The organism is Bradyrhizobium sp. SPXBL-02 (assembly GCF_051853065.1).
In the GTDB taxonomy this organism is placed as follows: Bacteria; Pseudomonadota; Alphaproteobacteria; order Rhizobiales; family Xanthobacteraceae; genus Bradyrhizobium.
On the sequence record NZ_CP182474.1, the window covers coordinates 6,419,582 to 6,432,947 of the forward strand.

Below are 13,366 nucleotides of genomic sequence, written 5' to 3' on the forward strand. Positions count from 1 at the left end.
TTAGTTCCCTACGGCAGCGAGCAGGCTCTGCAGCATTTCATCGACGGTCGAGATGATCTTCGACGAGGCCGAATAGGTGCGCTCGACCTGGAGCATCAAGGCCATCTCGTCGTCCATGTTGACGCCGTTGACGTTGGACAACGCCGTGATGCTGCGGTTGAGCAGCGTGCTCTGGTACTCGGAGTTGTCGTTGGCGGCCTTGCGCTGGTTTTCGATCCAGCTTGCCGAGGACGATGCGAAGTCGATCAGGCTGCCGCTCGGCTTGCCTTGCGTCGTTGCATCGAACGGCTGCGAGGCATCCATGCCGCCGATGAGCTGCTGCAGCCGGGTCGAATAGCCGCCGTTGCCGGCGGTGTTGTATTGATAGGCGGGGTTGCCGCTGATCGCACCGTCGCGCAGCAGATTCGGGTTGCCGCCCAGGGCCGGATCGACCGATGCGGCGACCGAGATCGTGCCGGCGAGGCCCACCGAGACGGTTGCGCTCGCCGGCATCGCCGGCGCGCCCGGATAGGTGAAGAGACCGGGAACGTCGGGCAGTGCCGCAGCGGTCTGATCGCTTTCCCTGAACGTATTGATCAGGCCGCGCGCGATTTCGTCGAGCTGGCTCTGATAGGTGACGGTGTCCTGGTCGCGCAGCTGAGCCAGCCCTGCGAGCTTGCCCGACTTCAGCGGCATCACCGAATTGGCCCCGGTCACGGGGACGCCGTCGATGTAGACGGCATTGCCCGTGGTGCCGGCGGTGTAGGCGGTCGTCGGCGCAAAGCTCACCGACCGCGCCGTCTTGTCGAACAGCACGACGCCGCTGTCGGCGTAGAGCGCCGCGTCGCCGTTGGGCCGGATCGACATGGTGACGCCGACCTCCTGCGACAGCTGCGAGACGATGCTGTCGCGCTGGTCGAGGTAGTCGGTGATGTCGTCGCCGGAGATCGTGCCCTTCACGATCGCCGTGTTCACGGTCTCGAACTGCGAGAGCAGCTGGTTGATGTTCTGAACCGACGTCTTCATGTCGGCATCGGCGCTCTCGCGGACCGACTGCACGGTCCGGGTCGCCTGGTTGAGCGCGGTCGCCATGTCCTTGGCGGACGCGACGGCCGCCTGTGCCAGCGTGGTGTTATCAGGGGCGTTGGCATATTTCTGCAATGCCTGCTTCAGCGCATTGAGCTGCGCCGTCGGCGACTGGTCGAGCTCGGGATCGTCCACCGTCGCGGTGGCGATCTTCTGCAGGCCGTCATAGATCGCGGTTTGCTTGGCCGACGACGAGGTCGCGATCAGGACGTTGTTGTAGAGGCCCGAGCTGGCGGCGCGCTGGATCGCCGCGACATAGACGCCGGTGCCGGGCAGATTGTCCAGCACGGTGAGCTTGCGCGAATAGCCGGTGGCGCTGGCACCGGCGATGTTGCGCGAGATGACCGACGACTGGATGCTCGACGCCATGAGCGAGGAGCGAGCCGAGTTGAGAGCGGCGGTAAGCGACATGGCGTGCTCTTGCCCGAAACGAGCGCCGAAGAATTCAGCGCTTCAGGTTGACGACGACGTCCAGCAGATCCGCGCCGGTCTGGAACGATTTCGAGTTCGCCGTGAAGCCGCGCTGGGCCTCGATCATCGAGGTCAGTTCGTCCGCGAGATCGACGTTGGAATCTTCCAGCGCGCCGGATTTGACGGTGCCGAGACCGCCCTGGCCGGCGAGGCCAACCTGCACGTTTCCGGACTCCAGGTTCGGCGAATAGACGTTGCCGACTTCGGGCGTCAGATGGTCCGGGCTCGGCACCGTGGCGAGCGCGATCTGGAAGCTCGGTAGCGTGGTGCCGTTCTTGAGGACGGCGGTGACGATGCCCTTGTCGTCGATGTTCACTTTCTCCACGGCGGACGGAGCGTTGCCATCGACCGTCGCCTTGAAGTCGAAGGCGGCAGCGACCTGGGTCATGGCCGACATGTCGATATTGAAGGCGGCGGAACCGCCCGGGATCGCGACCGAGAGCGCCGTCGGGCTCGCCGCGGCCAATTTGCCCTTGCCGGTCGCGGTGACGTCGAAGGTGAACGTGGTTGCGGGGCCCGGCGTCGTCAACGCAGTGGCGCCGTTGTAGACCTGGATATCCCAGGTATTGGCGCCGGTCTTGGCAGCGTAGACGTCGAGCGTCACGGCATTGCCGATATTATCGTAGGTCACCATCGACGTCTTCGACGTGTAGTTGGCGGGCCCTGCCGGCGCTGCGATCGCGGTTGCGCTCGGATCGAGATTGGCGGCCACGGTCGCCTTGGTCGATGGCGCGGCCTGGAGCGCCATCTGATTGACGTTGATGACCTGAAGGCCGCCGAAACCGTTGGCGGCGACGTTGGGCACGGCACCGTTCGCGATGTTGTAGCCCATCAGCTGGAAGCCGGCTGTGTTGACGAGGTTGCCGGTTTCGTCGGGCACGAACGCGCCCGCACGGGTGAGGAAGTTATTTCCGTTCGCGTCCTGCACGACGAAGAATCCGTTGCCCTGGACCGCAAGATCCGTCGTCGATGTCGTGAAGTGATAGTTGCCGGCGTCGGAGATGGCATAACGGACGGTGGTTTCGACCGCGCCGGAATCGTAATTGCCGGAGCCGCTCTTCAGGATCAGCGAGGAGAACTCCGTCGAAGCCCGCTTGTAGCCCGTCGTGTTGACGTTGGCGATGTTGTCCGAGACCGTCGACAGCTTGTTGGACTGCGCGTTCATCCCGGAAACGCCGGTGCGCATAACACCATACAGGCTCATGAATTGGACTCCTTGGTCAGGTTGCAGCTACAATGCGGGGTCTTGCTTGCGCGGGGCTGATGATTGGGCGTGATGCACAACTTCATGTTGTCAGGTCGTTTTCGGCTGACAGAAGGAGCGAGCCTTGTCGGTCCATGCGCCGAAGCCGCTCGAGACGAGGTGCGCGACGATGTGACAGACGTAGCGCTTCTGCGCCGGCTGATTGTTGGGACCTGCATTGTAGCGGGCGACGGCCATGGTCCAGCTGCCTTCGCGCTGCTTCAACTCCTTGAGGAAGTGCGCGGCGTATTGGACGTTCCTGGCGGGATCGAACATCGCCCGCACCGAAGCGAACTTGTCGCCGTGGTAATAGTGATTGATCTGCATGCATCCGAGGTCAATCAATTTGATCCCCTTGCTGCGCATGGTCTCGAAATTCGCGATTGCATCATCCATGTCCTTGGCGAACACGGTCTGGCCGTCGGCACCGAGAGCATAGGGATGGAGCGCGCCGCGCCGTCCGGTCTCGGTGAGCCCGACCGCATAGAGAATGCCGAGCGGAATCCCGTGCTGCTGCGCCGCGCGCGCCATCTCGCGCTCGCAGGGGCGCGCAGTTTCGGCGGCCGCCTGGGCCGCGCTCGCACTAGAGATAAACAGGGCCGCGACGATGATACGCCGCCACATCCTGATCATGACGCGTCTCCTGGCTGAACGGGCGCTCCTGGCGAGCCTGCTTCGCGCCGCCGTCGGACTGCCCCGACGACGTGCCTCCACCGCCGAACGCGTCTTGCGACTGCGGCGAGGATTGTTGCTGGCCCGAGAGCTGCGGCTGCGACTGGCCCGAGCCGCTCTGAAATCCATCCAGCGAGCCGTGCTGGACCGGCGCGACGTCGGCGACATAGCCCGCCGACTGCATGAGATCGCGGATCTGGTCGCGCTGCTGGTCGAGCATCTGGCTCGTGTCCTTGCGCTCGGCCGCGAGCTGGACGGACACTTCGGTGCCGACGAGGCGGAGGCGCACCGTGACGTTGCCGAGCGCGGGCGGTTCGAGATTGACGGTCAGGATCCTGAGCGGCTGATCCGGTGCGTTGGTCTGGGCTGCCGCGAGATCGGGCGCCGCGGACGCCGCCGCGGCCGACGGTTCCTTCAGCTCGGCCACGACAGCGTTGGCGACCTGCTGCGGGGCGTTGAACTGCGCCGGCGGCAGATGGGTTTCCTGCTGGACCACGGTGACCTTGGTCGTCTCGGGCAGCGCCGCGCGCACTGAGGCCTTGGCAGCGCGCTCGACATCGGCCGTAACAGCCTCGAAGCCAGATGATGCAGGCATCGCGCTCGAAGACTCCGCACCTTGCGTCGGTGTCGGCTGCGACTCGGCCATCGCTTGCGACGTCGCGGCCTGCGAGCGTGCGCCGGCTTGGGCAGCACCGGATGGGACGGTATCGGCGGTCGCCGCCTTCACGGCGCTTGGCGCCTCGTGCTTCAGCGAGGGGGGCCGCTCGTCGCGCGCGGGCGCGTCCTTGTCCGCGGACGACAATTGCATCTGCGGCTTCGCGGCAGGCGCGGCAGCGATCTCCTGGCCGACCATGACAGCGATGCCGGATTGGTCCTGGCGATCCGTCCCGGCGACATCGTCGACCGGACGTGGTTTCTCCGTCGACTTTTCGGACTTGTTGTCGGAGGCCTCGTCCATGGACTTTGGATGTGGAGTTGTCGCCACACGTTCGCGCGGCGTCGCCTCCTTCGGCTTCTCCTGCTCGGTCGGGTGGGTCAGGCGCGTGCGCAACGTTCCGGTCTTCGCGGCCGTCTCGCGGCCATCTTCGCTCAGTGCCTGCTTGGCGAGGTTCGAGACGGTGTGGAGCAGATCGTTGAAGGACGAATTCGCCTGCGGTTTGGTCCCGGCGCCCTTTGCCGAGCGCGACCCGCGCACGTTGAGACTCTCGGCGAGACCGGAGAAGAGCTGTCCGGAGGTTCCATTGAGCTTGGTCATGGACGGCGGTCCTTGGTCAGGAGTTCGAGTTCGCCGAGCTGCTTCTGCGCGCGTGCGAGCGTCGCGGTCGATGACGCCAGATCGAGCCGCGCCGGCGTTGCCGGAGGCTTGTCCGCTGCTGCGGCGGATCCGCCCGCGAACGGCTTGCGGACGTCGAGCGCGAGCTGCACGGCGGCATTGAGAAGGGGGACGTCGCGCTCGGGCAGCTTCGACCGGTCGAGCGCCTTGAGTTCGGCGAGACCGCCGTCATATTCGTCGGTGAGCACCCGCGAGGCGCCGCGGAAGAAATGGGCGCGCTCGCGTTCCGCTGATGCGTCCGCGCTGAGCGTCAATGCCCGCTCGCCCGCAAGTCGGGTGACGGCCAGCCGTCCGCGCACCATCGCCGCGCGCGCGATCACGAGATAGAGCTTGAGGCGGCTGGCGCGATCGATCTGCTCCAGCAGGGCGGAGATCCGCGCAAAGCGGCGCTCGTCGAGTGCAAGGCTCGACTGCGTCAGCCCCGCGGAGAAGCGCTGCCAGAAATCGCCGGCATAGATCGAATTGCGGTAATGGCGGATATAGGCCAGCGTCAGGAACTCGAACTTCTCGAAATCCTCCGCCTGCCCCACCAGCAGGATCTCGCGCCGCAGCGCCGCCTCCTCGACCAGCGTGCCCGGCAACAGCAGGCGCGCATCGTCCAGACGCTCGATCGCGAGCGACGCCTCGGCGCGCGCGAACAGCGCGCCCTGAACCAGCGCGACCTGTCCGCCCAGTCCTGAGGGAATGGTCCGCGGCTTGATCTCCTTGAGCAGCTCCCGCGCTTCCTCCTGGCGACCCTCGACATAGGCGAGCGCACCATTGAACAGCCGCTCGTCGACGTTCATCTTGTCCCGCGGCAGCTTGCGAACGATTTGCGGCGCACCGCCGCTGAGCAGGTAGATGACGACCGCCTGGCCGTTCTGCGGATTGCTCCACACGGCGGGATCGGCCGCGAGAAACTTCTCCCCGATCTGCCGGATCAGCGCGATATGACTGCCATGTGCAGCAGTGTCGCCGTTGGCGATGCCGTCCTGCACCGCTTGCAGCGCGCGGACGAGCTCATAGGGTTCGCCGCCCTGGGGCGCAGGCTGGGCAAGGGCATTTGCCGCCATGAAGGGCAGGAGCAGCCAAGCGGCGCGGCGCAGCAGCCTGATCAAGGGCGCTTCTCCCGGATCAGGATCTCGATCCGGCGGTTCTGGGCGGCCGCCGGGTCGTTCGGAAGCTTCGGCCGCCGATCGGCGTAACCTTCGATATGCTCGATCCGCCGCACATCGACGCCGGAGCGAACCAGCATGTAATAGGCCATCTGCGCACGCGCGGTCGACAGTCGCCAATTGTCGTAAGCCTCCGACCGATACGGCCGATTGTCGGTATGGCCGCGGACGATGATCATGCCCTGGCGCTTCATCAGCAGCGGCCCGATCTTGTCGATCGCGCGGATCAGCTCGGGACGCGGCTCCGCCGAACCGACCGCGAACATTCCGAAGCTCGCATCGTCGGTCAGGCTGATCAGGAGCCCCTCCTCGACTTGACGCACCTCGGCCGCCGGTCCCGCCCCTGCCTTGATGTCCGACAGCGCCTCTGCGATCGCGGACTGAAGCTGCTTGAGGGTCGGCTGCTGCGTTTGCGCCACCTCGCGCGTTTCCGACTCCTTCGCCGTATCGTTAAGACGCGCCTGCGGGGCGGCGTTGGCCTGAACGCCGGCTTGGACGCTGCCCTCGCGCGCCGACTGCGTCGGTGCGGAGCCCGGTGGCAGCAGAGGCGACAGACTCGAGCTCTCCGGGTTCGGAGCCACGCTGCCGCCGGCATCATCCATTCGTGTCCGGCGCGCTTGCGGCTCGCCCGGATTGGCTCCGGCAGCGGCGTCTCGCGCGGAGGCATTCGGCTTCGGCTCGCTCTCGATGAAGCGATCGGCGTCCTTGGACGCCTGCGGCGCCAGCTTCCAATAGCCGGGATCGAACGGATCGCGATAGGCGTCGCCTCCCTTGAGGCCGTCCTCTTCGGCGGAGGTCAGAGCGCCGGCGCGCCGCTGGCCACTAGACTGGTTCGCGCTATTGGCGATCTCGGCGAGCGTCGCATAGGGATCGCGGAACAGGACCTTCTCCTCGAAGGAGGCCGGCTTCTCGGCGGTCGGAGAGTCACCACGACGTTCTTCGTTCGTGCCAGCCGGCTGGCGCTTGCCGTCCTGACCTTCGAACGAGGTCGGCTCCTTCTTGGAGAGATTCTTCAGGCCCTTCGGCGCCGGGGCATTTTCCGCGAGCTGGATCGGGTTGAAATAACTCGCGACCACCTGCTTCTGGTCCTGGTTGAGCGCGTTGAGCAGCCACATGACCAGGAAGAACGCCATCATCGCGGTCATGAAGTCCGCATAGGCGATCTTCCAGACGCCGCCGTGATGCGCCTCCTCGGCGAAGGCGCTGCGGCGGCGGACGATCACGATCTCATGCTTGACCTCCTCCATGACGGACTACCGGCGCGCTTCCTTGAGGCGTTCGCTCCAGGCCGTGATCTGCGTCTCGATCACGGTCTGGTCGGCCACGACGCGAACCTCGAGCGTCTCGGCGGCCTCGTATGCGATGCCCGTTCGCCTGGATGCCTCGAGCTGCGTCTTCACGAGATCCAGCAGCTCGCTCGGGCCGGTGACCTTGAAGGCCGGCACCGACGAGTTGCCGGTCAGCGCCGCGATCTGCTCGACCAGCGATCCGATCGCCTTGTCGCGCACCGCATCGGTGAGGAACGGCAGCAGGATCCGCGCCACCGAGCTTGCGATGTTGGTTTCGATCTCGCGGCACGCCGCCTCGAAGCCGCTGACGATCGCGACCGCCTGCTGGTCGGACCATTTGGCCCGCTCCTCGCCGAGCCGGATCGCACTGCGGACGCGCTCCTCGGCCAGCTTGGCGTCGGCTTCCGCGACGCCCGCGGCATGGCCGCGTCGATAGGCATCGTCCAGCAGATTGACCGGCGGCGCTTCCGTCGCAGGCACCGGAGACGGCGCCTGAAGCTGCGTCTGGGCCTGCGGCTGCGCTTGAGGCTGCGGATCGCGCCTCGCCTCCTTCGGCCTGGTCAGCACGTCCTGGATTTTCAGCGGCGGAGGCGGCGGCGACTTGACCCGGCCATTCGCGTCGAACTGCGTCAGGAGTTTTCCGATTGCCGCGTTCATGCCGCCTCCTCGCGTCGCATCCAGTCTTTAAGGATCGCCGCCGCCTGCATCTGATCGAGCCGGACGATCTGCTCCAGCCGCTTCTGCGGCGTTCGCTGCATCTTGCCTTCGAGGTCTTCGACGAGGTTGAGCTCGGCCTCCTCGCTGTCGGCCAGCGCAAGGGCCGCCGAAGCTTCGAGCTGGGCGGCCTCGGTCGCCTCGACCTGCTCCTGCTGCGCGCGATGGGTCAGAATTCCGTTGACCGCTGGCCGCAGCCCGAACCAGACCAGCATCGAGGCCACGGCCAGGATCGTGATCGCGTTGATGACGCTGCCGAGCTGCTTGTTGATCATCTCGACGAAGCTGATCGGCGGCACCGGCGCCAGCTCACGCGAACCTTCGATGAAGTCGACGGCCGTCACCTGGATCTGGTCGCCGCGCGCCTTGTCCAATCCGCCCGCCGTCGCCGCGAGCTGGCTGATCTCGGCGAGCTTGCTGTCGATGATGGCCTGGTTGCTCTTGTCGCCGAGATCGGCGACCAGCCGCGCGCGGTTCACCAGCACGGCGATGAACAGCTTCTTGACCGAATAGCCGTCGCTGACCGTCGTCGTGGTCTTGGACGAGACCTCGAAATTGGTAACGTCCTCGCGGCGGGTCTTGTCCTCGCTGGAGTTCTTGCCGCCGCCTGCATTCACCTGCTGGTCGGGGAGGTTCTGCTGCACCGTGGTCGGCGACGAACGGTCGGCGTTCTGCGAGGATTCCTTCTCGCGCACGGCCCGCACCGAGCGCTCGGCGCGGTTCTCGGGATCGTAGACCGTCTCGTTGATCTGCCGCTTGTCGGTGGACAGCTGCGGAGCGACGCTCACCTCGAAATTGTCGAGGCCGAGATACGGCGTCAGCGCCTTGCGGATGTTCTCCTGCACCATGCCGCTGACCGTCTTCTGCAGGCTCGCCATCTTGGTCGGCGCGGCGCTGGCCTCGTCCTCTTCAGCGAGCAGCATCGAGCCGTCGGCGTCGAGCACCGTCACCTTGTCGCGGCTCATGCCGGGAATGGCGGCGGCGACGAGATGCCGGATCGACTGCGCCGTGCGTGCCTCGATCGCGCCGTCGGTGCGCAGCACGACCGAGGCCGAAGGCGGCTGCTGCGTCGCGCGGAACGATCCGCGCACCGGCAGCACGATATGCACGCGCGCCGCCTTCACGCCCTTCATCAGCTGGACGGTGCGGGCGATCTCGCCCTCGAGCGCGCGCAGCTTGGTGACCTCCTGCATGAACGAGGTCAGCCCGAGCGAGCCGATCTTGTCGAACAGCTCGTAACCGGAATTGGCGCTGGTCGGCAGCCCCTTTTCGGCGAGCAGCATCCGCGCCTGCATGGTCTGGCTCGGACGCACCGAGACCGCATCACCGGCGGAATTGACGTCGAAGGTGATGTTCTGCTCGCGCAGCGCCGCGCCGATGCGCGTCACGTCTTCGCGGGTGAGGCCGGTGTAGAGCGTTTCGAACTCGGGCCGGCTGAGATAATAGGCGCCGCCGACGACGGTGACGAGAACCGCAAAGCCGATCAGTCCCAAGGCCATCAGGCGTCGCGGCCCAAGCTCCAGCAGATTGTTGAGCAGTTGCTGTACCTGCGCACGACTGAGCATATGACCTCGTACAATGCGAATGGTGAGGACACTCAGCTGCCAACCTTGTCTGAAGGTTGCGGCAGGCGCGAATGTGCGGGTTCGCTGGCGAGGCGTTGCAATTTTACAAGGCTGGACGATGCAATCGGTCTGGCAACCGCGAGCGAGCGCTCGGGCGCTCGGCAGCCCGACCGGCTGCAGCGTGTCGCAAGAAGTCTGGCGTCGGGAAGTCGATTGCCGGCACGTCGCGCGTCGGCGCGCCCACCATCGCGGCGGGGACCGTGCTCCCCGATGGAGCACGGTCGTTTTCGAGTGCGCCGCTTAGCCGCGGAACAGCGACAGGATGCTCTGGCTGTTCTGGTTGGCGATCGAGAGCGCCTGAACGCCGAGCTGCTGCTGGGTCTGCAGCGCCTGGAGCCGGGTCGATTCCGCGTTCATGTCGGCGTCGACGAGCTGGCCGACACCGCGATCCACGGAGTCCATCAGCGTCTTGACGAATTCCGTATTGGTCGAGATGCGGTTCTTGACCGCACCGAGATCGGCAGCGGCCGAGGCCACCGAGTTGATCGCAGCGGTGACCTTCGAGATGTAGCCATCGAGCGTGGTCTGGTCGGCCGCCGAGTCGGTCAGCGCGGAGATGTTGATCGTGTCGACCGAGGCGCTGGCGGCCACGGTGTCGAGAATGCCGGTCTGCGTGGTGGAGTAGAGCGTGTAGTTGGCGGTCGTGATGGTGATCGAACCGATCGTCGGGGTTCCGCCGACACGCGAGTAGGACGAGACGAGGTTGAAGCTCGTCGGGGTGGTACCCGTCGTGGTGCTCAGCCAGTTGATGCCGTTGAAGGTGGCCGAATTGGCCTTGAGCTTCATGTCCTGCTGGATCTGGGTGATGTCCGCCTGGATCTTGGTGCGGTCGATACCCGCGGTCTTGGCTTCGACCAGCAGCGCCTGCAGCTTGGTCAGGCCGGATTCCTTGTCGCCGATCACCGAGGTCAGAGCGGTGTATTCGGTGTCGACGGTCGCAGCCGACAGACCGAGCGAGTCGGAGACCGCGGACAGTGCGGCGTTGTCGGAGCGCATCGAGGTCGCGATCGACCAGTAGGCGGCGTTGTCCGAAGCAGTGGACACGCGCTGACCGGTGGAGATCCGGTTCTGCGTGGTGGCGAGTTGCGCGCTGACAGACCGCAGGGTCTGGAGCGCGGTCATGGCGGAGGAGTTGGTGAGAAGGCTAGAACCCATTTTGATGTCCCTTTGAAGATTGAAACGAGCTTAGGGGACATACCGGGCTTGCACCGGTACGACAGAGCGGCGTCATGCCTTTGGGCGTGCCGCAAACGCGGGTTCAAGGCCCAATCTGTCGTAGCGGCGAGGTTAACGAGCGAAGCTTGTGCGGGGCTTGTGGCTCTGTGCTCTGCCTGCAACTGGCAGCCGAAATGACGGCGTGCGCAGCGTGACGCCAAACGAAAGGGCCGCGCTTCGCGAGAAGCGCGGCCCTCCCCCGACGATCCAAGCCTTAGCGGAACAGCGACAGGATGCTCTGGCTGCTGTTGTTGGCGATCGAAAGCGCCTGAACACCGAGCTGCTGCTGAACCTGAAGCGCGGCAAGGCGGGTGGATTCCGCATTCATGTCCGCGTCGACGAGCTGGCCGACACCGCGGTCAACCGAGTCCATCAGCGACTTCACGAACTCCGTGTTGGTCGAAATACGGTTCTTGACGGCACCGAGATTGGCGGCGGACGCGGCCACCGAGTTGATGGCGGTCGTCACCTGCGCGATGTAGCCATCGAGCGTGGTCTGGTCGGCTGCCGAGTCCGTCAGCGCGGAGATGTTGATCGTGTCGACCGAGGCGCTGCCGGCCACGGTGTCCAGAATGCCGGTCTGGGTGGTCGAGTAGAGCGTGTAGTTGGCGGTCGTCACGGTGATCGAGCCGATGGTGGGCGTGCCGCCGACGCGAGAATACGACGACACCAGGCTGAAGCTCGTCGGCGTGGTGCCGGTCGTCGTGCTCAGCCAGTTGATGCCGTTGAAGGTCGCGGCATTGGCCGTGCTCTTCATCTGCTGCTGGATCTGGGTGACGTCCGCCTGGATCTTGGTGCGGTCGATACCCGCGGTCTTGGCTTGCACCAGCAGCGACTGGAGCTTGGTCAGACCGGAGTCCTTGTCACCGATGACCGTGGTCAGAGCGGTATATTCGGTGTCGACGGTCGCAGCCGACAGACCGAGCGAGTCGGAGACGGCGGAGAGCGCGGCATTGTCGGCGCGCATCGAGGTGGCGATCGACCAATAGGCGGCGTTGTCCGAAGCGGTGGCCACGCGCTGACCGGTGGAGATCCGGTTCTGCGTGGTGGAGAGTTGCGAACCCACAGACCGCAGCGTCTGGAGTGCGGTCATGGCGGTCGAGTTCGTAAGCAGGCTTGACATTGCGAATGTCCCTTTATGTACGCGTTTACATTTTCACGAGGGGACATACCGGGCTTTCACCGGTACGGAAGGGCGGCATCATGCCTTTGGACCGATCAGTATGGGTCCAACCCGCCGTGCCGCATTGCTAGCACGCCGAATCTTGCTTCCGGATTAAGATGGGCTTGAATTCCGCAGTGAAATCATATGGTTAACATTACACCCCGCTAACCATAACCAGTGCGTTTCGCTTAACCATAACGGCCGGCCGGCGATCGCGGCGCTCACGAGAACGAGCGGACCAGGCCGGAGGCCAGCAGATTCCAGCCGTCGATCAGCACGAAGAACAGCATCTTGAACGGCAGCGCGAGGATCGTCGGCGGCATCATCATCATGCCCATCGACATGGTCAGCGTCGCCACGATCATGTCGATCACCAGGAACGGCAGGATGATGAGGAATCCGATCTCGAACGAGCGGCGGAGCTCGGAGATCATGAAGGCCGGAATGATGACGCGCAGATCGATCCGCTTGTCGTCGAACTTCCTGCGGAAGCTTTCGGCGGCGAGCGCTTCGAAGGTCTGGAGATCCTTGTCGCGGACATGGGCCAGCATGAACTCGCGGAACGGATCCGTGATCTTCAGATAGGCCTCCTCCTCCGATATCTCGTTCTTCATCAGCGGCTGGACGCCGCTCTCCCAGGCCCGGTCGAAGGTCGGCGCCATCACGTAGAAGGTCATGAACAGCGCGAGACTGATCAGCACCAGGTTGGCAGGTGTGGTCTGGAGGCCGAGACCGGCGCGCAGGAACGACAACGCCACCGCAAATCGCGTGAAGCTCGTCACCATGATGAGCAGCCCCGGCGCCACCGACAGCACCGTGATCAGCGCCATCAGCTGGATGATCCGGCCGCTGGTCGAGCCGTTTCCGGGCGGCAGCAGGGAATTAAGGTCCGGAATCTGGGCCAGCGCCGCCTCGGGCAGCACGACCAGAACCAGCGCGAGCAGCAGGACTTTCACCCTCACTGGATCACCAGCGTCTCGATGATCAATTCGCGGACCTTGCCCGACGAGCGGATATTGGCGCGCTCGGTCAGGTCGTCGCGCAGATGCTGGAGCCCGCGCGATCCCTCGAACTGGGTAACGGTCGCCGACCGAAGATAGGTCACGATGTCCTCGCTGATATGGGCGGCCAGAATGCCGGCATCCTCGTCGCTCATGCTGTCGGTCACCATCGAGGCTTCGATGCGCGCCCAATTGTTGGCCGGCGCGGCGAGATTGGTCACGATCGGGGACAATTTCCTGAGCCGCGCGCTGCCGGCGTAGCTCGACGCGATCGGCGGCGGGGTGGCGCTCTTCTTCGCGTCGGCAACGCGCTCGGCGGTTGCGATCAGATGCAGGCCGGCAACCGCGCCCGCGCCGATCGCGATCAGGGTCAGCACGACGATGGCGGCGATCAGGCGCATGGCATCCCCTGCCATCGC

The 13,366-nt window shown here is 65.2% G+C and carries 12 protein-coding genes; all 12 read right to left on the bottom strand.

Features of this window, described 5'->3' with window-relative positions; translation table 11 throughout:
- The 12 genes from flgK to ACNJYD_RS30035 all read right to left on the bottom strand — a co-directional run bounded on the left by flgK (position 1) and on the right by ACNJYD_RS30035 (position 13,348).
- Positions 1–1,476 (bottom strand): flagellar hook-associated protein FlgK, encoded by a 1,476-nt coding sequence (flgK, locus tag ACNJYD_RS29980; RefSeq protein ID WP_260382468.1) that lies wholly within the window; start codon positions 1,474–1,476, stop codon positions 1–3.
- A 34-nt stretch (positions 1,477–1,510) separates the two neighbouring features.
- The gene (locus tag ACNJYD_RS29985; RefSeq protein ID WP_212254441.1) at positions 1,511–2,740 is read right to left on the bottom strand and encodes a flagellar hook protein FlgE; all 1,230 of its coding nucleotides are present in this window, start codon (positions 2,738–2,740) and stop codon (positions 1,511–1,513) included.
- A 90-nt stretch (positions 2,741–2,830) separates the two neighbouring features.
- Positions 2,831–3,412 carry a transglycosylase SLT domain-containing protein gene (locus ACNJYD_RS29990; protein WP_439364140.1) on the bottom strand — a complete coding sequence of 194 codons (582 nt, stop codon included), beginning with the start codon at positions 3,410–3,412 and terminating at the stop codon, positions 2,831–2,833.
- On the bottom strand, positions 3,363–4,706 hold the full coding sequence (locus ACNJYD_RS29995; RefSeq protein ID WP_439364141.1) for a flagellar hook-length control protein FliK: 1,344 nt from the start codon (positions 4,704–4,706) through the stop codon (positions 3,363–3,365). The genes ACNJYD_RS29990 and ACNJYD_RS29995 overlap by 50 nt, the downstream gene beginning before the upstream one ends.
- Positions 4,703–5,881 (bottom strand): chemotaxis protein, encoded by a 1,179-nt coding sequence (locus ACNJYD_RS30000; protein WP_439364142.1) that lies wholly within the window; start codon positions 5,879–5,881, stop codon positions 4,703–4,705. The genes ACNJYD_RS29995 and ACNJYD_RS30000 overlap by 4 nt, the downstream gene beginning before the upstream one ends.
- Complete coding sequence (locus ACNJYD_RS30005) at positions 5,878–7,185, bottom strand: MotB family protein (protein WP_439364143.1); 1,308 nt, start codon at positions 7,183–7,185, stop codon at positions 5,878–5,880. The genes ACNJYD_RS30000 and ACNJYD_RS30005 overlap by 4 nt, the downstream gene beginning before the upstream one ends.
- Positions 7,186–7,191: 6 nt before the next feature.
- Complete coding sequence (locus ACNJYD_RS30010) at positions 7,192–7,884, bottom strand: hypothetical protein (RefSeq protein ID WP_439364144.1); 693 nt, start codon at positions 7,882–7,884, stop codon at positions 7,192–7,194.
- The gene (gene fliF, locus ACNJYD_RS30015) at positions 7,881–9,506 is read right to left on the bottom strand and encodes a flagellar basal-body MS-ring/collar protein FliF (RefSeq protein WP_439364145.1); all 1,626 of its coding nucleotides are present in this window, start codon (positions 9,504–9,506) and stop codon (positions 7,881–7,883) included. The genes ACNJYD_RS30010 and fliF overlap by 4 nt, the downstream gene beginning before the upstream one ends.
- A gap of 300 nt (positions 9,507–9,806) precedes the next feature.
- On the bottom strand, positions 9,807–10,721 hold the full coding sequence (locus ACNJYD_RS30020; protein WP_172786954.1) for a flagellin N-terminal helical domain-containing protein: 915 nt from the start codon (positions 10,719–10,721) through the stop codon (positions 9,807–9,809).
- A gap of 274 nt (positions 10,722–10,995) precedes the next feature.
- On the bottom strand, positions 10,996–11,904 hold the full coding sequence (locus ACNJYD_RS30025; RefSeq protein WP_172786955.1) for a flagellin N-terminal helical domain-containing protein: 909 nt from the start codon (positions 11,902–11,904) through the stop codon (positions 10,996–10,998).
- Positions 11,905–12,167: 263 nt separating this feature from the next.
- Entirely contained in the window at positions 12,168–12,908 is a 741-nt protein-coding gene (gene fliP / locus ACNJYD_RS30030) for a flagellar type III secretion system pore protein FliP (protein ID WP_128263897.1), read from the bottom strand.
- Positions 12,905–13,348, bottom strand: a complete 444-nt coding sequence (locus ACNJYD_RS30035; RefSeq protein WP_172786956.1) for a flagellar basal body-associated FliL family protein — start codon at positions 13,346–13,348, stop codon at positions 12,905–12,907. The genes fliP and ACNJYD_RS30035 overlap by 4 nt, the downstream gene beginning before the upstream one ends.
- Positions 13,349–13,366: the final 18 nt, after the last annotated feature.